Consider the following 18,517-nt stretch of genomic DNA (forward strand, 5'->3'; position numbering starts at 1 on the left):
CCCGGTCGTCTCTGCGCCTCTCGGGGATCACGGCGGTGCGGGTGGCGGGCCGCCCCTGCGCCGACCACTCTCATTGGAGCATCCCCTACAGCATGAACCGCCCAAGACCTCCGTGCCCGCGGCGGCCGGTGCCGGGCCGTCCGCGGGCGGCAACCGGTCGTTGCACGGCCTGCGCGCGGATCCGGGAACGCAGGACCTACGGATGACGGGGCCCGCGCCCGGGGGACGGAGAATCGGTCTCGCACCGGCTCACCCGGCGGCCCGCATCCGCTCACCCGGCGGGCAGGTCGGCCAGGAAGCGGGCCCCGGCGGTGTACGCGGGGTCGTGGGTGACCTCGCCTCCGACGGACCGGGCCAGGCGCCGTGCGAGGGGCAGTCCGAGGCCCGCGCCGTCGTGACCGTCCCCGGGATCGGCCCGGCGGCCGGGCTGGAAGAGGTCGCCCACGAAGGCCTGCGGTACGCCGGGGCCGTCGTCGGTGACGCTGATCCGGACCCCGCCGGGCACCGGACACGCGGACACGGTCACCGTGGAGTGCGCGTACCGGAGCGCGTTCGTCAGCAAGGGGCTGACGATGCGTTCGACGAGTGCGGGCCGGACGCCCGCCGCGGTCTGCGGACCGGCCGCGTCGACGACCGCGGTCACCCGCTGCGGCGTCCCGAGCCGGTCGACCAGCCGGCGCAGGAGCGGTACGACGGCCGTGGCGCCGGGGGCGGTGCCGTCGGTGCGCGCCTCCTCGCGGGCGTCGTCCAGCAGGGTGTCGCAGATGGCGCGCATGGCCTGGGCCGCCTCGGCGATCACCTCGTGCGTCGCCCGGGTCTCGGCGTCGGAGCGCGGCCGGGCCCGCCACCAGTCCAGCTCGACGACGATCCGGGTGAGCGGGGTGCGCAGCTCGTGGGACAGCTCCCCGGTCAACTGCCGCTCGTGCCGCAGCACGGTCCGGATGCGGTCCAGCAGCGCGTCCAGCGAGGCGCCCAGGCGGGCGAGTTCGGCCGGCTGGCCGGCGGCGCCGAAGCGCTCGTCGGAGCCCGCCGCGCTCCACTCGGTGGCCCGGTCCGTCATGGTGCGCACCGGGCGCAGCGCCCGCCCGACGGCCAGGCGGGTCAGCGCGTAGGTGCACGCGAGCATGACCGAGTCCAGGACCAGGGACCCCAGCAGTACGGCATCCGCCGAATTTCGGTACGGGGCGAGATCGAGAGCGGTGACGACCGTCGCCGCACTGCGACGCCCGGCCACGAAGTGGGCGCACAGGCGCACGGACCGGTGGTCCCCGGTCGTCACGGACCTGCAGGTCCCGTCCGTGTCTCCGGCCGCCGCGAGCCGGGCGGCGGCCACGGACAGGATGCCGTCGGCGGTGGCGGACGGGGGCTTCTCCAGCAGCCGCGGCCCGGCGTAGATCCAGACGTTGGCGTCGAGGAGCCGGTCGTTGACGGTCTCCAGGACCCGTACCCGCGGGCCGCTGGTGTCCACGGTGGTGGCGACGGCGGCCGCGCGGCCGGCCAGTTCGGCGTCCGCCTGCTGCTGCAGGTGCCGGTCCATGACGGTGTTGAACGCCACCGTCAGGACGGTCACCAGGAGGGCCGCGGTGGTCACCGCCACGAGCGAGAGCCGGCCGCGCAGCGTGCGCGGGGCCAGGCGCCGTACGCATTTCCTCACGACAGCCGGTGGCCGATCCCGCGGGCCGTCCCGAGGCGCAGGCCGCTGCCGGCCTCGCGCAGCTTGCGGCGCAGCCGGCTCAGGTACTGGTCCAGAGTGTTGTCGCTGACCTGGGCCCCGTCCGGCCACGCGGCCCGCACCAGGTCCCGCCGGCTCACGACGCCGCCGCCCGCGGCCACCAGCGTGGCCAGCAGCCGGAACTCCGTCGGGGACAACTCGACCCGGGCCACGCCGACACGCGCGCTGTGCCGGGTCGGGTCCAGGACCAGGTTCCCGGCCGCGGACACGGCCGGCGGGGCGGACCGCTTGAGCGTGGCCCGCAGCCGGGCGACGAGTTCGGCGAGGTGGAACGGCTTGGGAAGGTAGTCGTCGCCCCCCGCGGAGAACCCGGACAGCCGGTCGGAGAGGTGGTGGCGGGCGGTGAGGAAGATGATCGGGGCCGCGAGTCCGTTGGCGCGCATCGCCTGGCACACGTCCCGGCCGTCCGCGTCCGGCAGCCCGACGTCCAGGACGACCGCGCCGATGCCGTCGCCGGCCAGCCGCAGGGCGGTGGCCCCGTCGGCGGCGGGCACGGGCTCGAAGCCCTCGTCGGCCAGCCCGCGGCGCAGCACGTCCCGCAGGGCGTGGTCGTCCTCCACGACCAGGATCTTGTGAGGCATGGTCCTCCGTCGGGGCTACGGCCGTACCGCGGCCCGGGCCGGGGCGGTCACCCGCGTCCCTCCTCGGCCCTGGTGGCCCGCCGCCCCCGGTACACCTCGGCGAGCACCGGAATCAGGGACACGACGACGATCAGCGCCACCAGCGGCAGCAGGTAGCGGTCGACGTTCGGGATCGAGGAGCCGAGCGCGTATCCCGCGAGGGTGAGGCCGAGACTCCACACGAGTCCGCCGACGACCTGCCACTGGGTGAACGTCCGAACCGGGACCTCCAGCGCGCCCGCCATCGGGTTGAGCACCGTGCGCACCACCGGCACGAAGCGCGCCAGGACGATGGCCTTGGCGTGGCCGTACCGGCCTAGGAAGTCCTCGGCGCGCTGCACGCCCTCGTGCAGGCGCCGGGAGCGGCTGCGTGCCAGCAGGGCGCCGCCCGCCTTCCGGCCGAGCAGGTACCCGAACTGCGCCCCGGCCAGCGCGCCCACGGCCGCCGCCACGAGCAGCGGGCCCAGGGACAGGTGCAGGCTGCCCTGTGCCGATCCGGTGCACAGCAGGCCGGCGGTGAACAACAGGGAGTCGCCCGGCAGGAAGAACCCGACCAGCAGCCCCGTCTCGGCGAACATCACCACCCCGACACCCAGCACGCCGAAGGCCGACAGCAGCGAATGGGCGTCGAGCACGTTCACGGCCAGCTGCGACGCCGCGAGGATCGGTGTGGTCATGAACGGGGCCCTTTCCGGCGGACGGTCTCACCTGAACACCTGAGCGACTACAACTTTGTAGACGTCGTACGGAACTCTAGACGATCGCGGGCGGGCAGCGGGGCGCCCACGCTCGTGGCGCCGGATCCCAACCCGCCTGCCTATCACCCACTCGATCCCCGTGACCAGGGAGTTCGCTGTGGCGTTCAGGTTGTGTTCAGGTCCGACGCGTGGACCTGAAACTCATGCACCAGAGGCGTCCAAACCTTGGCAAAGACATCTGGGGCACCGGGTGTGCCGCGTGTCATCGTGCCGCTCATGACCACAGAGCACCTCGTCGACGACCGTTCCCGCGTTCCCCTCCGCACCATGGCGAACAAGGTGCCGGAAGTCACCGTCTACTTCTGGATCATCAAGGTGCTCACCACCGGGATGGGCGAGACCGCGTCCGACCTGCTCGCCCGGGTCCTCGGCCCGATACCGGCCGTCGGACTCGGCGGTCTCGCCCTGGCGGTCTCCCTGGCCGTGCAGTTCGCGGTCCGCCGGTACATCGCCTGGGTGTACTGGACCGCGGTCGTCATGGTCAGCGTGTTCGGCACGATGGCCGCCGACGTCCTGCACGTCGGCCTCGGCGTGCCCTACGCGCTGTCCACCCCGTTCTTCCTCGTCGTGCTCGCCGGGGTCTTCGCCCTCTGGTACGCCGTCGAACGGACGCTGTCCATCCACGGCATCCGCACCCGCCGCCGGGAGATCTTCTACTGGGCGGCCGTCCTCGCCACCTTCGCCCTCGGCACCGCCGCCGGCGACCTGACCGCCACCGCCGGCCTCGGCTACCTCGGCTCGGTGGTCCTCTTCGCCGTCGCGATCTGTCTCCCCGCGCTCGCCCACCGCGGCGGCGCCCTGAACGCCGTGGCCGCCTTCTGGACGGCCTACGTCGTCACCCGCCCCCTGGGCGCCTCGCTCGCCGACTGGATGGCGGTCGGCCACGCCCGCGGCGGGCTCGGCCTCGGACTGGCACCGGTGACCCTCGCCTGGACGGCCGCCATCGCCTGCTTCGTCGGCTATCTCGCCGTCTCCCACCGGGACACGGCGCGTCCCGATCAGGTCTGAGCGGTCCGCGTCCGCCGGGTACGCCCGGCGGACGCGACACCGGAACGGTGGAGCCGCGAACGCCCCTTCTGCGTCCTGTTCTTGGGGGAACGGCTTCGACTTGGGGGGCGGACGGTGCGCCGTGGGTACAAGTGGGTGGACCGCGAGCTCGCCGGGCTGGATCCGGCAACCGACCGGGAGCGGGTGATCTCGCTCTATGTCGGTTACAGGATCCCGGAGTTCGCCCTGGCGGCGACGCTCTGCCCGGGCACCATGGGCATGATGCGGACCGCCGCGACGGCCGCTACGCCGGCGCACACCGGGAAGCTGACGACGAGACCCGGGCGGCGATTCCGGGACGCCGACCGCTTCCTGACGGCCTGGATGGTGGACGGCCTGTCCAGCGAAGCCGGGCGCGCCGCCGCCGACCGGCTCAACCGCATCCGTCCGGCGATCGCCGGGGCCACCCCGCACCTGCCCGGCGACTTCGACGACACCGGCGACTTCGTCCGCCCCCTCGTCCTGCTCGCCCCCTACGGCGACCGCCAGCAGACCTCGCTGGGACCGCCCGGCACGAGCGGACCCATGAAGACCGCCTGCCACCGGTGGGCGCAGACCCTCTTCCGCCTCCTGGAACGCGAGTCAGGCCCCCTCGCCGACGAGCGTTTTCCCGAGGACTGGGACGCGATGACCGAGTTCGCCGAGAAGTTCGACGCGCGGCCCCACGAACCTACGGAAGCCGGACATGCCGTGGCGACCGCGATGACGGACCACTTCGCCGAACGATGGTTCCCGGTACCCCTACGGGCGTTCGGCAGGTCCTGACCCGCAGTCTGGCCGGCGAGCGGATCTGCCGGCTCCACCGGATCGGCCGGCTGGGTCCCGGCCGCGCACGCGTCGTCCGGCTCTTCCTGAAGTCCGCGTTCCGTGTCCTGCGTCTGCTGCCGGACTACCGGACCCCGCTGCCCGAACGGGTCCGGCGCGCCGAGCGCACCCGGGCAGCCGGTCCCGGCTCCAGGTGAGTCTCAGCTGCAGGTGAGGCGGCCGGCGGTGGCCTTGGCGGTGAGGACGCGGTGCACGGAGGCGGCGACCTTGGTGCGGAACGACGCGTCCTTCGCCATCTGGGCCTGCACGCCCTGGACCATCGCCGGTACGGTCGACGCCTTCACCGTGAGGACCATGTCGCCACCGGCGCCGATGAACTGCACCGCCCGCTGCGCCGGGGTGTAGGCGCGGACCGCGACCGCCTGGCCGAGGTCGTCGGAGATGACGACGCCCTTGAAGCCGAACTTGGTGCGCAGCAGCGAGTTGATGACGGTCGGGGAGAACGCGGCGATGTGCTTCGAGTCGATCTTCGTGTACTTCGCCGACGAGATCATCACGAACGGCGCCCCCGCCTTGATCCCGCTCTGGAACGGCTGCAGGCTCGAACTGGAGGCGGTGGTCACCGAGTCGACGACGTTCGCGGTGGTGTCCGTGTTGCCGGTCACCTGGCCCAGGCCGGGGAAGTGCTTGAAGGTGGTCATCACCTTGGCCGTGCGGAAGCCGGATGCGAAGGCGCCGGTGTGCGAGGTCACGACGGAGGGGGTGTGGCCGTACTCGCGGTAGAAGTGGCCGATGGGGGCGTTGCGGGTGCCGAGACTCGCGGGCACCACGTCGGCGACCGGAGCGAGATTGAGGTCCAGGCCCGCCGCCTTGAGCTGGCCCGCCCAGGTCGCGGCGCGGCTGCGCAGGGTCGCGGTGTTCCACGTGCCCTGGGTCAGGGCGTTGGGGATGACCGAGAAACCGGGTCCGCTCAGCACCTGGACCTGGCCGCCTTCCTGGTCCGTGGAGACGAGCAGCCCGACCCGGTGCCCGCCGACCGTGTCCGCCTGCGTGCGGAACGCGTCGACCACCTTCCGCGTCGCGGTGGTCCCCGCGCTGCTGCGTCCGGTGAGCATGACCGACCCGACGTGGTAGGTGCGCAGCGTCTTGAGGTCCGTCGCACTCGGGCGGGTGGCGTTGACCCCGCCCATGAACAGCTGGCCCACGCGCTGGGCCTGGGTCATCTTCGCGTAGACCGTGTCGGCGCAGCTCGCGGCGGAGAGGGCGGACGCGGGCCGGGCGGCCGCGTCCGCGGCCGGCACGGTGCACACACCGGCGGCGAGCGCGGCGGTGACGAGTCCAACAGAGGTGCGCCGGGCGGCGGAGCCGCCACGCGCGCGTCGACGAACAGGTGTCCCCACGATGCGCTCCTGACTGATACGGGTGCACGTCACGGAGACCAACGGGCCGACGGACGACATCGGACCGCATGGCCCGCGACCGGTTCATTCGCACAATACGTTACGCCGAACGGGTGCCGTCAGCACCCGGGCGAAGCCCGTTGCCGCGGGACGCGAGGGCGTCCCGCGGCAACGGGTCCGTACATCCGGCCGGGGTCACCGGGCGCGGCATGGCTCAGGGGATGAGCCGCCACTGCTCGATGTAGCCGACGTCGATCGCCGCGTGGTCCTGGACCCGGAGCTTCCAGGTGCCGCTCAGGGGCTGTGCGGAGGCGTCGACGGTGAACGTCTGGTCGACGTTGTCGGCGGAGCCGCCGCTGCGGTTCAGCAGCGAGTAGACCGTTCCGTTCGGGCCGACCAGGTCGACCGTCAGGTCACCCCGGTAGGTGTGGATGATCTTCACGTAGACCTGGGTGGTCGCCGAGGCGTTCCCGGTGCGGTCGGTGACGGTGACCGGGGACTCCACCGCCGTGCTGTTGTCGGGGATGTCGACACGGGTGGCGTTGGCGTAGACGTAGGCCACCTCCCAGGAGAAGCTCACGGTGCTGCTCGCCCCGGTGTCGTCGGTGACCGTGACCGTGACGTCGCTGGTGCCGAGGGTGGTCGGGGTGCCCGAGATCAGGCCCGTGTCACTCATCGTCAGGCCGTCCGGCAGGCCGGTCGCCGAGTACGTCAGGCCCGCCCCGGAGTTGGTGGTGTACGCGTCGGTCTGGAGGGAGACGGCCTGCCCGATGCCGCTGAGCTGGTCCGCGACCGGCGCGATGTTGACGCCCAGTGCGATGCGATGGCCCACGTTGATCGCCGCCCACGCGTCGGCCACGGCGAGGTAGGCGGGGCTGTAGGCGCCGAACAGGTCGGCCGCGGCCTGGAGGGTGGCCGTGCGCGCGCCCGCGTAGTCCGTGCTGGACGTCATGTAGGTGGTGAGCGCCCGGTACCAGACGCGCTGGGCGTTGTCGATGCCGATCCCGGTCACCGGCCGGCCGTCGTAGGTGGGGCTGTCGTAGGCGACCCCGTTCACGGTCTTCGCCCCGCTGCCCTCGGAGAGCAGGTAGAAGAAGTGGTTGGCCGGGCCCGAGGAGTAGTGGACGTCGAGGCCGCCCAGGGAGGAGCTCCAGTAGTCGCTGGACGCCCCGTCCTTGGAGGGCTTGTCCATGTAACGCAGCGGGGTGCCGTCGCCGTTGATGTCGATCTTCTCGCCGACCAGGTAGTCCGGGACGTCGGCCGGCAGGTTCTCGTAGAACTCCACGGCGGCGGCGAAGATGTCGGAGGTCGCCTCGTTCAGACCGCCCGACTCCCCGGAGTAGGTGAGGCCCGCGGTGGCCGCGGTCACGCCGTGGCTCATCTCGTGGGCGGCGACGTCGAGGGCGGTGAGCGGATGGGTGTTGCCCGAACCGTCGCCGTACGTCATGCAGAAGCAGCTGTCCTGCCAGAAGGCGTTGACGTAGTTGTTGCCGTAATGGGCGCGGCTGTAGGCGGCGACGCCGTCGTTGCGTATGCCGTTGCGGCCGAAGACGTTCTTGTAGTAGTCCCAGGTGGCCGCCGCGCCGAAGGCGACGTCCACGCCCGCGGTCTGCCGGTTGGCCGGGGTGCCGTCGCCCCAGACATCGTTGTCGTCGGTGAAGAGCGTGCCGGTTCCGGAGGTGCCCTGGTTCAGGTCGTAGGTGCGGTGTCCGGCGCGGTCGCCGTCGACGAGCTGGTACGTCGAACCGGAGAGCGTGGTGCTGAGCGGCACGGTTCCGTTGAACTGGCCGGTGCCGGTGCCGGTTTCGACGCCCTGGTACCGGAAGAGCTGCTTTCCGGTGTCCGCGTCGGTGATCACGTGGAGTTCGTTGGGGGTGCCGTCGTCCTGGACGCCGCCGACCACGGACTCCCAGGCCAGGGCGGGGTGGCCGGAGGCGGCCCAGACGACCAGACGCGGGGCGCCGTCGAGTGCGGGGTGCTCGCCGCCGGCCTTCGCCGCCGTGGTGAGCGCCTGTGCCTTCGCCGTGGCCGAGGAGACCTTCGCCTTGGTGGAGGGCAGCGCGAGGGCCGCCTTCGTGGCGCGCGACACGGTGAGGCGGCCGCCGCTGTCGTGCACGATCAGGTCGCCGCCGAGGACCGGCAGGCCCGCGTAGGTGCGTTCGTAACGGGTGTGGGTGGTCCCGTCGGCGTCCTGGGTCACGTCCTTGACGAGCAGTTTCTCGCCGTTGCCGAGGCCGAGGGTCCGTGCGGTGTCGGGGGCCTGCGTGGCGGCGGTCCTGAGCAGTGCCGTGTGCCTGGCCGGCGAGAGCGGCGCGGGGGCGGCGCCGGCGTCGGGCGTGGCGTGGATCCTGGCGGTGGCGTGGCCGCCGGGTGCGGCCGCGGCGGTGCCGTTCTGGATCCCGGCCACGAGCATGGCGCTCGCTGCGGTCAGTGCCAGGGCCACGCCGTGTCTGGTGCGACGGTGGTGACGGTCCTGCCGGAGCATGCGTTCTCCTTCTGTGGGGTGATCGGGCCCTGGTGGGGCCCGGGAGAGCGGGTCGGCCTGGTGGGGCCGTCCGGCGGCGCGCGGGTGGGTGGCACGGCTGGGAGGCGGGTCGGTTCCTCGCTGCCGCGCGCGGTGAAGTCGGTTACCGGGAAAGGGAGTTGTGTGAGACGCCTGTGAGCAGGCGGTGAACTTTCGGAGAGCAGATTGACATCCGCGGGACGTGAATGTCATGACCGCATCAGAACAACGGCTTGAACTGGCGGTAGCGAGCGGCGCGTTCGAGCGCCTGAGCAGTGCTTTTCGGCCTCGGAGCCGGGCGCTCCCTAGCCCTCGGCCCCCGCGTCATAGCGCTCGCGTGCCTCGTGGACCTCTTCGATGTGGGTCTCCGCCCAGTCCTTCACGCCCGCCAGCAGCAGGGAGAGGCTGCGGCCGAGCGGGGTGAGTTCGTAGTCCACGCGGACGGGGACGGCCGGGGTCACCGTGCGGGCGAGAATGCCGTCCCGTTCCAGGGAGCGCAGGGTCTGGGTGAGCATCTTGGGGCTGACGCCGGCGATCTTGCGGGCGAGTTCGCTGTACCGCATGGCGCCGGGGGCCAGTGCGCAGACGACCAGGCTGACCCACTTGTCGCTGATCCGGTCGAGCAACTGGTTGGTGGGACAGGCCCGGAGGAACGCGTCGTACGCCACGCGCGCCTGCTCGCGCCGCTGGGCCGCCGTCGTCGTCGGCATCGCTCACCCCTGGGGGACCTAGGCACCTTCAGGTAACTACTTACCAATGGATAGTAACTCTTCCTAGGGTTGCAGACGGCTGAGGAGAGACCACAGCAGGAAAGACGTAGAGGGAGCCAGGCGTCATGCGCGCAGCAGTGGTGAACACGTTCGGCGGGCCCGAGGCCGTGGAGGTCGTGGAGACGGAGCGGCCCGAGCCGGGTCCGAGCCAGGTGCGGATCAAGGTCGCGGCGGCCGCGCTGAACCCGGTGGACGCGGGTGTGCGGGCCGGCTTCTTCGGCGGCGCCGGCAAGCGGATCGGGCTCGGCTGGGACGTCGCCGGAACCGTGGCGGCGGCCGGCCTCGCGACCGCGTGGAGCGTCGGCGACGAGGTCGTGGCGCTGGACCCCGGCATCGTGCGGCCGCTCGGCTCGCACGCCGAGTACGTCGTCGTCGAGGCGGACGCGGTGGCCACGGCACCGGCCACGGTGGACGCCGTGCACGCGGCGACGCTGCCGCTGAACGGGCTGACCGCCGCCCAGGCCCTGGACCTGCTGGAGCTGACCCCGGGGCAGTCCCTCCTGGTGACCGGCGCGGCGGGCGCGGTCGGCGGCTTCGCCGTCCAACTCGCCGCCCACCGGGGGATCTCGGTGACGGCCCTGGCCCGCGAGGCCGACGAGGAGCTCGTGCGGTCGCTGGGGGCCGCGCACTTCACGGCGGGCGCCGTCGGGGCCGGGAGCCACGACGCCGTGCTGGACGCGGCGGTTCTGGGCGAGCCGGCCCTGGAGTGGGTGCGTGACGGCGGCGGCTACGTCGGTGTCCGGCCCGGCGGCGAGCCCGTCCCGGTGCGCGGGGTACGGACGGCCTCCGTCGCCGTGACCGCGGACGGGGCACGCCTCGCGGAGCTGGCGGGGCTCGTGGACGAGGGTGTGCTGACCCTCCGGGTGGCCGAGACGTTCGCCCTGGACGACGCCGCCAAGGCCCACGCCCGGCTGGCGGTGGGCGGGGTGCGCGGGCGGCTGGTGCTGATCCCCTAGCCGGTCCGTGGCGGGCGGCACGGTGCCGGCTGAGGTGCGTCGACGCACCTGCCAGGCCCGGGACTTCACCCGTGCGTTCGATCCACTAGCCTGCGTCACCATGATGCGTGCCTGGACCCTGCCGGTGCTGTTCGTGCTCTGCGGTTCGGCCCTCGCGACCGGCGTGCTCCTCAAGGGGAGCCCCGGCACGGCGGCCGTGCTCCTCCTGGCGTTCCTGGCGCTCGCGGGCGTGAACTCGCCGCTGGTCTTCCCCAGGTCGATCGGCGCGGACGAGGCGCGGCGCCGCAGCGCGGCCGACGGCCGGCCGGTCGTCTTCTGGCGGCCGGGCTGCACGTACTGCATGCGACTGCGCGTCCGGCTGGGGCGCAGCGCCCGGCAGGTGCACTGGGTCGACATCTGGCGCGATCCGGCGGGAGCGGCGGCGGTGAGGGCGGCCAACGACGGCAACGAGACCGTGCCGACCGTCGTCGTGGCGGGGCAGCCGCACACCAACCCGGACCCCGCGTGGGTGCGTGCCCAGCTCTCCCCGCCGGTGTGATCGAGAATGACCTTATGGTCACACTGAAGACTCCCCGTCTGCTCCTGCGTCGCTGGCGCGAGGAGGACATCGCGCCCATGGCCGCCGTCAACGCCGACCCCGAGGTCATGCGGTGGATCCGCGACGGCAGCGTCCGTGACGAACGGCAGACCCGCGCCGGGGTCCGGGCCTGGGAGAGCGAGTGGGAGGCACGGGGGTTCGGACTGTTCGCCGTGGAACTCCGGTCCACGGGCGAACTGGCCGGGTTCACCGGCCTTTCGGTGCCCGGCTTCCTGCCGGAGGTGCTGCCGGCGGTCGAGGTCGGGTGGCGGCTGGGGCGTTCCCACTGGGGACGGGGCCTGGCGACCGAGGCCGCCGTGGCCGCCGTACGGTTCGGGTTCGAGGAGCGCGGGTTGGAGCGGCTCGTCAGCATCGTCCAGGTGGGCAACGACGCCTCCGAGCGGATCGTGACCAAGCTGGGGATGCGTCCGGTCCGGGAGACCGCGAACCCCACCTCCGGCTGGCCGGTGCGGGTGTTCGAACTGTCGTCGGAGCGGTACGCCGCGACCGGGCCGCGGCGGCCGTGAGTCAGGGACGCGAGAGGCCGAAGGGCAGATCCCGGTGGAAGACGGCCATGGCACGGCCGGGGCCGTGGTAGTCGTCGACGATCTCCGCGTCGAAGCCGAGGCTGCGGTGGAAGGCGATCGAGCCGGTGTTCCGGACCGAGGTGATCGCCTTCAGCCTCCGTGCCCCGTGGCGTTCCGCCGCCTCGGCGAACCCCGTGTACAGGCGGCGCCCGAGACCGGTGCCACGGGCGTCGTCGCGCGTGGCGATCAGGTGCACGTACCCGGTGCCGTCCGGGGTGACGAACCCGAAGACGTACCCGCGGATGCCGTCCTCGGCCCGGGCGACCAGACAGGTGGAGCCGAACTCCCGCACCAGGGCGGGAAGGTGCAGCGACCGCAGGTCGCGTTCGCCCCAGTAACGCGGGTGATCGGCCAGGACCCGGTGGAAGTCGGCCACCGTGGCCGGCGTGACGTGTGTCCCCATACCGGCGATCATGACAGGCGCCCCGGCTGTTCCGGGGGACCGGTGGTGGCGAAGCGTCTGCGGTAGTCGGTCGGGGTGGTGCCCAGGTGGCGGGCGAAGGCACGGCGGAGGGTCTCGTCGGTGCCGAGGCCGCTGTGCCGGGCGGCCGCGGTGACGCTGTGGCCGGCCAGGAGCAGTTGCCGGGCACGGTCCAGGCGGACCCGCTCGACCCAGCGCGCGGGCGTGGTGCCGAGTTCCGCGGTGAACAGCCGGGTGAGGTGCCGGGGGCTGATGGCGGCGGACGCGGCCATGGCGGGCAGGGTGTGGTCGGCGGTCGGATCGGCGAGCACGGCCGCGACCAGGGTGCGCAGCAGGTCGCTGCGGGCGGGCGGGGTGGCGATGGCGGTGGAGAACTGCGACTGGCCGCCCGGGCGTTGCAGGAACACGACCAGTTCGCGGGCGACGTCCCGGGCCACGTCCGCGCCGTGGTCGTCCTCCACCAGGGCGAGGGCGAGGTCGATGCCCGCGCTGATGCCGGCCGAGGTGACGTACCGCCCGTCGCGGATGTGGATGGCGTCCGGCTCGACCCGCACCAGCGGGTACCGGCGGGCGAAGACGGCCGCGTGCCGCCAGTGCGTGGTCGCGCGCCGCCCGTCGAGCAGACCCAGCTCACCCAGCACGAACGCGCCCGTGCACACCGACGCGACCCTGCGCGCCCGCTCGCCCAGGTCGCGGGCCGTGGTGAGCAGCGCCTCCTCGATCGGCCGCTCGGCGAGCCGGTCACCGCCGGCCACCAGGACCGTGTCGACCGGGCCGGCGTCGGCCGCCCGGACCGTGCCGGTCAGCGCGAGCCCGGCGGACGTGGTCACCGTGCCGCCCTCCGGGGAGACCAGCACCAGCTCGTAGGGGTCGGCGTGCCGGCCCACCTGGTGCAGCACCTCCGAAGGACCGCTGACGTCGAGCATGGTCACCCCCTCGAAGACCACAAAGCCCACTCGATGCGTCATGTCCGAATCCGTGGTTTTCCTGGCAGCAGAGACATGGCCCAGCCTACGTCGCCGGAGGAACCTGGAGGTACATCCCCCATCCGGTACGGAGGCTGAGAACGATGAGCGAAGAGATCGCGGGTGTGCGGATCCCGGACACCACCCTGGTCCGGGAGGCCACCGAGATGGTCCGTGACGTCGCCACCCCGGTGGTGTTCGACCACTCCCGGAGGGTCTTCCTGTGGGGCTCGCTGCGCGGCCGGGCCCTGGGGCTGGGCTTCGACCCGGAGCTGCTGTACGTCGGCGCGATGTTCCACGACCTGGGCCTCACCAAGAGCCTGCGCCGCACCGACCAGCGTTTCGAGATCGACGGCGCCGACGAGGCCCGCACCTTCCTGCGGGCCCACGGCATCACCGGCGAGCCCGCCGACCGGGTCTGGACGGCCATCGCCCTGCACACCACCCCGGAGATCCCGCTGCACATGGCACCCGAGATCGCCCTGGTCACCCGTGGGGTCGAGCTGGACGTGCTGGGCATCGGCTACCACGACGTCACCGACGAGCAGCGCGCGGCGGTCGTCGCGGCGCACCCTCGCCCCGACTTCAAGAACCAGATCCTCGCCGCCTTCACCGAGGGCATCCAGGACCGCCCCGACACCACCTTCGGCAACGTCAAGGCGGACGTGCTCGCCCACTACGTCCCCGGCTTCCGGCGCGGCGACTTCGTCGAGGTCATCAGGGACTCCGCCTGGCCCGAGTGACCCCTGCGAGCGGGGTGCTCACTTCGGCGGCGGTCCGAGCAGACCCTCCACGACGTCGCGGAGGGGGCCCAGGAGGTCCTCGGGTGTCGCGTCGGCCAGGGGGCGCAGGCCCACGGCGGAGCGCAGGACGGCGACCCCGACGCCGAGGGCGACCAGCAGCTCCGCCCGCAACCGGGCGTCGGGTGCCGGCCGGCCGCCCGACGCCTCGAGCACCTGCCGCCCGAACTCCTCCAGAGCGCGCCGACGCATCTCGGTCACCTGCTCGTCCCCGGAGTCCCGCAGCAGCATCAGCACCGGGTGCTCGCCGAACTCCGCCCACGCCCCGGCCGCCAGCTGCCGGCTCAGCGCCTCGGCCAGCGCCGCCCGGTCCCGCGGGAACTCCCCGTCGCCGCCCAGGAACCGGGGCGTCGACGCCAGTGCCGCCTTGAACAGGCCTTCCTTGGAGCCGAAGTACCGCTTGATGAGCGCCAGGTTGACCCCGGCGTCCGCGGCGACGTCCCGCAGCGTCGTACGGTCGTAGCCCAGCCGCGTGAACCGGGTCCGGGCGGCCAGCAGCAGGGCCCGCCGGGTCGCCGCGGCATCCCGGCGACGGGCCCCGTCGGCGGCCTGGCCGGTCACCTCGTCCGACGGCACGGCGGCTCCTCTCCTCGACGCCACCCGGGCACCTCGGCGGACCGGGACCCCGGGAGCCGCCACGAAGTAATCATGCGTTGACATGATCCCGCAGCGAGGTCTACGTTGCCAAGTAATCGCTTGATGACCAACGGGGCCACGTGGAAGGAACAGAGACGGTGCCTCAGCAAGCCCTGCTCGTCATGGACGTCCAGCAGGTCGTCGTCGACCGCTTTCCCGACGACGACTACCTGCCCCGCCTGGGCAGGGCTATCGACGCGGCCCGGGCCGCCGGCGTCCCGGTGATCTACGTGGTCGTCGGTTTCCGTCCGGGCTACCCGGAGGTCAGCGCCCGCAACAAGACCTTCCGCGGCCTCGTCGGCGCCGCGCCGCGGCTGGCCGGGGACGGCCCGGCCACGCAGGTCCACCCCGACGTGGCTCCCGCGCCCGGCGAGCCGGTGGTCACCAAGCGGCGGGTCAGCGCCTTCGCCGGCAGCGACCTCGACATGGTGCTGCGGGCCGGCGAGATCGATCACCTCGTCCTCGCCGGCATCGCCACCAGCGGCGTCGTGCTGTCCACCCTGCGCCAGGCCGCGGACCTCGACTTCCAGCTCACCGTCCTGTCCGACGGCTGCCTGGACTCCGACCCGGAGGTGCACCGGGTGCTCACGGAGAAGGTGTTCCCGAAGCAGGCCGAGGTCACGACGGTCGACGCCTGGACCGCGGCGCTCTGAGCGAGGGACACCGTCCGGCCGTCAGGCGAGGGTCACCTCCACCGGCAGCCGCTTGATGCCGTCGACGACGTTCGAGCGCATCCGCGGCACGTCGCCGGCCAGCCGGATGCCGGCCAGCCGCGGGATCAATTCCTCGAACATGATCCGGATCTAGGTGCGCGCGAGCAGGTTGCCCGGGCACAGGTGCGGGTTGCCCTTGCCGAAGGCGACGTGGTCGTTGTGCTGCCGGGCCACCTCGAAGTCGTACGGGTTGCCGAAGACCTCCTCGTCGCGGTTGCCCGAGGCGGACCACATGACGACCTTGTCGCCCTCCCTGACCCGCTTGCCGCCGAGCGCGACGTCGCGGGTGGCGGTACGGCGGAAGTGGTAGACCGGGGACGCCCAGCGCAGGAACTCCGCCACCGCCGTCGGGATCAGCGACGGGTCGTCCCTGAGCCGGGCCAGCTGCTCCGGGTGCGGGTCACGCCGGTGAGGGTGCCCTTGGAGATCCCGGCCTCCTACGCCACGTGCCGGGTCTCAGACTCGCCCCACACCCGGACCACCCACAGCACCACGAACGCCGTCCAGGTGAGGTCGGAGCCGCGCAGCACGGAGTTCTCCAGGTGCCGGCGCACCGCGGAGGCGGCCCGGTGGATGTTCGCGACGGCCGCCATCTGGTCCCGGCGGACCGGGATCCCGCCGAGCTTCGCCGAGGCGAGCTTCTCGGCTTCGGTGATGGACCGACGACCGGGCACGGGTGACCCCTTCTCGACCTTCGTCCGGCCTCGAATTGTACGGAACGGAGCGTGCCGTCAGGGGGCGGCCGGGTGGGGCAGGTCGTGGGCCTCCAGGCTGATCAGCTGCTCCGCCGTCGGCGCGGTGAGCTCGGCGACGCGCTGGGCCTGGCGCTCGGTCATCTCCTGGAAGATCTGGCGGGCCGAGCGGCCGTTGCCGAAGCCCTCGCCCCGGGGCATGGTCTCGAACAGGGAGAACAGCTCGGTACGGGCCGTGGGGGTCAGTTCGTAGCGGTGCTGCCCCGCCTGGAACTCGACGATCGACACCAGCTCGGCCGGCTCGTAGTCCTCGAAGAGGAGGGTGCGGCCGAACCGGGAGGCGAGGCCGGGGTTGGAGCCGATGAAGCGGTGCATGTCGCCGGGGTAGCCGGCGGCGATGACCACCACGTCGTCGCGGTGGTCCTCCATCAGCTTCACCAGGGTCGCCACGGCCTCGGTGCCGAAGTCGTTGCCGGCGAAGGCCGGGGCCAGCGAGTAGGCCTCGTCGATGAAGAGCACGCCGCCCAGCGCCCGGGTGAAGGCGGCGGTGGTCTTCGGGCCGGTGTGGCCGACGTACTCGCCGACGAGCGCGGTCCGGTCGACCTCGATCAGGTGACCCCGGCGCAGCAGCCCGAGGGCCTTGAGGAGGCGGCCGTAGAGGCGGGCGACGGTGGTCTTGCCGGTGCCGGGGTTGCCGGCGAACACCAGGTGGCGGCTGAGCGGCGGGGCCGGAAGACCGGCCTCCTCGCGGCGGCGGACCGTCTGCATGAGCTTGACCAGGGAGCCGACGTCCTGCTTCACCCGGTCCAGGCCCACCAGTTCGTGGAGTTCGCCGAGCAGGTCCTCCAGGTTCTCCTCCTCCGGCTCGTCGGAGCCGTCGGCCGCCCTGGCGGCGGAAGGGGAGGAGAGGGCCGCACCGGGCTTGCCGTTCGCGGCGGCGGCCGGGGTACCGAAGGTCAGCGGGGTGCCGTCGGCCGTGCAGTCCTCCAGAACCGGCTCGGCACCCTCGTCGGTGCCCAGCGCCTCCGCGCAGTCCCGGATCCGGCAGTGCCGGAAGACCGGGTCGGCGCCCTTGGCGACGTGCAGCGCCGGGAAGCCGGCCCGGGTGACGTCGAGCGAGGTGAACGTGCCGCCCGCGCCCTCGGCCAGGAACACCCCGTTCTTGCCCGGCCGGTCGATGTGCAGCCCGGTCACCTCCGGCCTGGCGCCGGTCCACACGACGGCGCCGGAGCCCGCGCAGTCCTCGACCCGGCCGCCCGTCACCGTCGCCTGCGCGCCCTCGTCGACCACCAGACCGGCGGCTCCCGCGCCGCTGATCCGGATCCCGGCGAGGGAGACGGCGGCGCCCTTGGCGACCTGCACGCCGATCTCCGTCGTCCCGGTCACCGTGGTGTCCGCGACCGTACTGCCGGCCGGCGAGCCGATGCCGATCCCGGCGGCGGTCCCGGCGACCCGGCAGCCGGTGAGCGTGGCCACCGCCCGCTCCAGGACGCTGACCCCGGTCATGGCGACGTCGGTGATCCCGCAGTCGGTCAGCTCGATCCGGGCCTCGCCCGTGGCGTGCACCCCGTGCTCGGAGCCGCCCCGCACCCGGCAGTCGGCGAGCCGCCCGACGGCCGTACCCGCCAGATGCACCGCGCTGAAGGTGCTCCGGTCGATCCGGCAGTCGGCCAGCTCCGCCTCGGCCGAACCCGTCACCAGGAGGCCGTTGGCCCCGGCGTCGGCCACGGAACAGCCCGCGGCGCTCAGCCGCGCGGTCTCCTGCACCACCAGCCCGCTGGCGGCGGCGCCCCGGATCCGGCAGTCGGTCAGCTCGGCCCGCGCCGAACCGGTCAGGTGCACCCCCGCCGCACCGGGCGTCTCGATCCGCGACTCCCCGGCCGTGGCCTCGGTGGCATCCTCCAGGAGCAGCCCCGCCCGGCCGCTGCCCGCCAGCACCGAGTCGGTCAACCGCAGCCGGGACCGGCCGCGCAGCCGCATCCCGGACCCGGTCGTACGCTCCAGGCGCAGCCGTACGGCGTCCAGGCTCGCGGTGCCGGACAGCACCACGCCCGTGCCGTCGACGCCGGTCACCGCCGTGTCCTCCAAGCGGGCACGGACCCCGCCCGCCAGGTGCAGACCGGCCAGCCTGGCCCCCTCCAGACGGCAGCGGCGCAGCACGACGGCCGTCGTACCGCCCTCCTCGTCCTCCGGGCCCTTCACCTGGACCCGGCCGCCCTCCACCGAGCACTCCTCCAGGACCAGCCCGGCGCCCGGCGACACGCTCACCGCCGGCAGGCCCGCGTCCGAACCCCACACCGTGATGTTGTGCAGGGCGCAGTCCGGCCCGTCCACGGTCACCGTGGGCGCCTCACCGGGCGGCGCCGCGATCACCACACTGCCCCGGCCGTGCTCGGCCGTGAGCACCACCGCGCGGTCCAGGACCAGGTTCTCGGTCCAGGTGCCGGGCGCGATCACCACCAGATCGCCGGGCGAGGCCGCGCGTATCGCCTCGCCGATGGTCCGGTACGCGCCCCGGCCGCCCTGCCCCTTGGGCGCCACGGTGTGACGGGTGGTCATCTACGTTCCTCAGTCC

At 73.1% G+C, this 18,517-nt stretch carries 17 protein-coding genes and 2 pseudogenes; 7 read left to right on the forward strand and 12 right to left on the reverse strand.

Annotated features, from left to right (window positions below; translation table 11 throughout):
* Positions 1–271: 271 nt before the first annotated feature.
* From AB0472_RS22405 to AB0472_RS22415, 3 genes are read right to left on the reverse strand one after another with little or no spacing between them, the layout of a single operon-like run.
* On the reverse strand, positions 272–1,654 hold the full coding sequence (locus tag AB0472_RS22405; RefSeq protein ID WP_366358235.1) for a HAMP domain-containing sensor histidine kinase: 1,383 nt from the start codon (positions 1,652–1,654) through the stop codon (positions 272–274).
* Positions 1,651–2,313: a response regulator transcription factor gene (locus AB0472_RS22410; RefSeq protein ID WP_366358236.1), complete on the reverse strand. Its 663-nt coding sequence runs from the start codon at positions 2,311–2,313 to the stop codon at positions 1,651–1,653. The genes AB0472_RS22405 and AB0472_RS22410 overlap by 4 nt, the downstream gene beginning before the upstream one ends.
* 47 nt (positions 2,314–2,360) lie before the next feature.
* Entirely contained in the window at positions 2,361–3,029 is a 669-nt protein-coding gene (locus tag AB0472_RS22415) for a DedA family protein (protein ID WP_366358237.1), read from the reverse strand.
* Between the two features lie 297 nt (positions 3,030–3,326).
* On the opposite strand from AB0472_RS22415, the gene AB0472_RS22420 reads away from it, so the two are divergent.
* Both AB0472_RS22420 and AB0472_RS22425 read left to right on the forward strand, forming a co-directional pair.
* Entirely contained in the window at positions 3,327–4,118 is a 792-nt protein-coding gene (locus tag AB0472_RS22420) for a hypothetical protein (protein ID WP_366358238.1), read from the forward strand.
* Between the two features lie 114 nt (positions 4,119–4,232).
* Entirely contained in the window at positions 4,233–4,922 is a 690-nt protein-coding gene (locus tag AB0472_RS22425; protein ID WP_366358239.1) for a DUF2236 domain-containing protein, read from the forward strand.
* A 200-nt stretch (positions 4,923–5,122) separates the two neighbouring features.
* Here the strand turns inward: AB0472_RS22425 and AB0472_RS22430 are convergent, their stop codons facing one another.
* The 3 genes from AB0472_RS22430 to AB0472_RS22440 all read right to left on the reverse strand — a co-directional run bounded on the left by AB0472_RS22430 (position 5,123) and on the right by AB0472_RS22440 (position 9,535).
* The gene (locus tag AB0472_RS22430) at positions 5,123–6,322 is read right to left on the reverse strand and encodes a glycoside hydrolase family 3 N-terminal domain-containing protein (RefSeq protein ID WP_366358241.1); all 1,200 of its coding nucleotides are present in this window, start codon (positions 6,320–6,322) and stop codon (positions 5,123–5,125) included.
* A 214-nt stretch (positions 6,323–6,536) separates the two neighbouring features.
* Positions 6,537–8,807 carry a M4 family metallopeptidase gene (locus AB0472_RS22435; protein WP_366358242.1) on the reverse strand — a complete coding sequence of 757 codons (2,271 nt, stop codon included), beginning with the start codon at positions 8,805–8,807 and terminating at the stop codon, positions 6,537–6,539.
* 323 nt (positions 8,808–9,130) lie between these two features.
* Complete coding sequence (locus tag AB0472_RS22440; RefSeq protein ID WP_366358244.1) at positions 9,131–9,535, reverse strand: helix-turn-helix domain-containing protein; 405 nt, start codon at positions 9,533–9,535, stop codon at positions 9,131–9,133.
* A 125-nt stretch (positions 9,536–9,660) separates the two neighbouring features.
* Between AB0472_RS22440 and AB0472_RS22445 the strand changes: the two genes are divergently transcribed.
* The 3 genes from AB0472_RS22445 (at position 9,661) to AB0472_RS22455 (ending at position 11,655) form a co-directional block, all read left to right on the forward strand.
* Positions 9,661–10,551: an NADP-dependent oxidoreductase gene (locus tag AB0472_RS22445; protein ID WP_366358245.1), complete on the forward strand. Its 891-nt coding sequence runs from the start codon at positions 9,661–9,663 to the stop codon at positions 10,549–10,551.
* A 100-nt stretch (positions 10,552–10,651) separates the two neighbouring features.
* A complete protein-coding gene (locus AB0472_RS22450; protein WP_366358247.1) occupies positions 10,652–11,089 on the forward strand; it encodes a glutaredoxin domain-containing protein in 438 nt (145 codons plus the stop codon).
* 14 nt (positions 11,090–11,103) lie between these two features.
* Positions 11,104–11,655: a GNAT family N-acetyltransferase gene (locus AB0472_RS22455; protein WP_366358249.1), complete on the forward strand. Its 552-nt coding sequence runs from the start codon at positions 11,104–11,106 to the stop codon at positions 11,653–11,655.
* Position 11,656: 1 nt separating this feature from the next.
* Here the strand turns inward: AB0472_RS22455 and AB0472_RS22460 are convergent, their stop codons facing one another.
* Complete coding sequence (locus tag AB0472_RS22460) at positions 11,657–12,118, reverse strand: GNAT family N-acetyltransferase (RefSeq protein ID WP_366358251.1); 462 nt, start codon at positions 12,116–12,118, stop codon at positions 11,657–11,659.
* Positions 12,119–12,126: 8 nt separating this feature from the next.
* Positions 12,127–13,104 (reverse strand): GlxA family transcriptional regulator, encoded by a 978-nt coding sequence (locus AB0472_RS22465; RefSeq protein ID WP_366358253.1) that lies wholly within the window; start codon positions 13,102–13,104, stop codon positions 12,127–12,129.
* Between the two features lie 101 nt (positions 13,105–13,205).
* On the opposite strand from AB0472_RS22465, the gene AB0472_RS22470 reads away from it, so the two are divergent.
* Positions 13,206–13,844 (forward strand): HD domain-containing protein, encoded by a 639-nt coding sequence (locus tag AB0472_RS22470; protein WP_366358255.1) that lies wholly within the window; start codon positions 13,206–13,208, stop codon positions 13,842–13,844.
* Positions 13,845–13,862: 18 nt separating this feature from the next.
* Here AB0472_RS22470 and AB0472_RS22475 read toward each other — a convergent pair whose 3' ends face one another.
* Positions 13,863–14,477 carry a TetR family transcriptional regulator gene (locus AB0472_RS22475; protein ID WP_366358257.1) on the reverse strand — a complete coding sequence of 205 codons (615 nt, stop codon included), beginning with the start codon at positions 14,475–14,477 and terminating at the stop codon, positions 13,863–13,865.
* Positions 14,478–14,635: 158 nt separating this feature from the next.
* Here AB0472_RS22475 and AB0472_RS22480 point away from each other — a divergent pair, with 158 nt between their 5' ends.
* On the forward strand, positions 14,636–15,190 hold the full coding sequence (locus tag AB0472_RS22480; RefSeq protein WP_366358259.1) for a cysteine hydrolase: 555 nt from the start codon (positions 14,636–14,638) through the stop codon (positions 15,188–15,190).
* 21 nt (positions 15,191–15,211) lie between these two features.
* On the opposite strand, the pseudogene AB0472_RS22485 reads toward AB0472_RS22480, so the two are convergent.
* The 3 genes and pseudogenes from AB0472_RS22485 to AB0472_RS22495 all read right to left on the reverse strand — a co-directional run.
* Positions 15,212–15,646 (reverse strand): annotated as a pseudogene (locus tag AB0472_RS22485) (cytochrome P450); the annotation flags it as partial.
* 44 nt (positions 15,647–15,690) lie between these two features.
* Positions 15,691–15,924 (reverse strand): annotated as a pseudogene (locus AB0472_RS22490) (MarR family transcriptional regulator); the annotation flags it as partial.
* A 57-nt stretch (positions 15,925–15,981) separates the two neighbouring features.
* Positions 15,982–18,501, reverse strand: a complete 2,520-nt coding sequence (locus tag AB0472_RS22495) for a right-handed parallel beta-helix repeat-containing protein (protein WP_366358261.1) — start codon at positions 18,499–18,501, stop codon at positions 15,982–15,984.
* Positions 18,502–18,517 lie beyond the last annotated feature (16 nt).

This window comes from Streptomyces sp. NPDC086777 (assembly GCF_040702065.1).
In the GTDB taxonomy this organism is placed as follows: Bacteria; Actinomycetota; Actinomycetes; order Streptomycetales; family Streptomycetaceae; genus Streptomyces.

Bases quoted from the DNA above. Each gene is read 5' to 3' on its own strand.
- AB0472_RS22460 (WP_366358251.1), bottom strand. From the start codon at position 12,118: ATGGGGACACACGTCACGCCGGCCACGGTGGCCGACTTCCACCGGGTC.
- AB0472_RS22495 (WP_366358261.1), bottom strand. From the start codon at position 18,501: ATGACCACCCGTCACACCGTGGCGCCCAAGGGGCAGGGCGGCCGGGGC.
- AB0472_RS22450 (WP_366358247.1), top strand. From the start codon at position 10,652: ATGATGCGTGCCTGGACCCTGCCGGTGCTGTTCGTGCTCTGCGGTTCG.
- AB0472_RS22470 (WP_366358255.1), top strand. From the start codon at position 13,206: ATGAGCGAAGAGATCGCGGGTGTGCGGATCCCGGACACCACCCTGGTC.
- AB0472_RS22410 (WP_366358236.1), bottom strand. From the start codon at position 2,313: ATGCCTCACAAGATCCTGGTCGTGGAGGACGACCACGCCCTGCGGGAC.
- AB0472_RS22445 (WP_366358245.1), top strand. From the start codon at position 9,661: ATGCGCGCAGCAGTGGTGAACACGTTCGGCGGGCCCGAGGCCGTGGAG.
- AB0472_RS22420 (WP_366358238.1), top strand. From the start codon at position 3,327: ATGACCACAGAGCACCTCGTCGACGACCGTTCCCGCGTTCCCCTCCGC.
- AB0472_RS22465 (WP_366358253.1), bottom strand. From the start codon at position 13,104: ATGACGCATCGAGTGGGCTTTGTGGTCTTCGAGGGGGTGACCATGCTC.
- AB0472_RS22435 (WP_366358242.1), bottom strand. From the start codon at position 8,807: ATGCTCCGGCAGGACCGTCACCACCGTCGCACCAGACACGGCGTGGCC.
- AB0472_RS22440 (WP_366358244.1), bottom strand. From the start codon at position 9,535: ATGCCGACGACGACGGCGGCCCAGCGGCGCGAGCAGGCGCGCGTGGCG.
- AB0472_RS22455 (WP_366358249.1), top strand. From the start codon at position 11,104: ATGGTCACACTGAAGACTCCCCGTCTGCTCCTGCGTCGCTGGCGCGAG.
- AB0472_RS22415 (WP_366358237.1), bottom strand. From the start codon at position 3,029: ATGACCACACCGATCCTCGCGGCGTCGCAGCTGGCCGTGAACGTGCTC.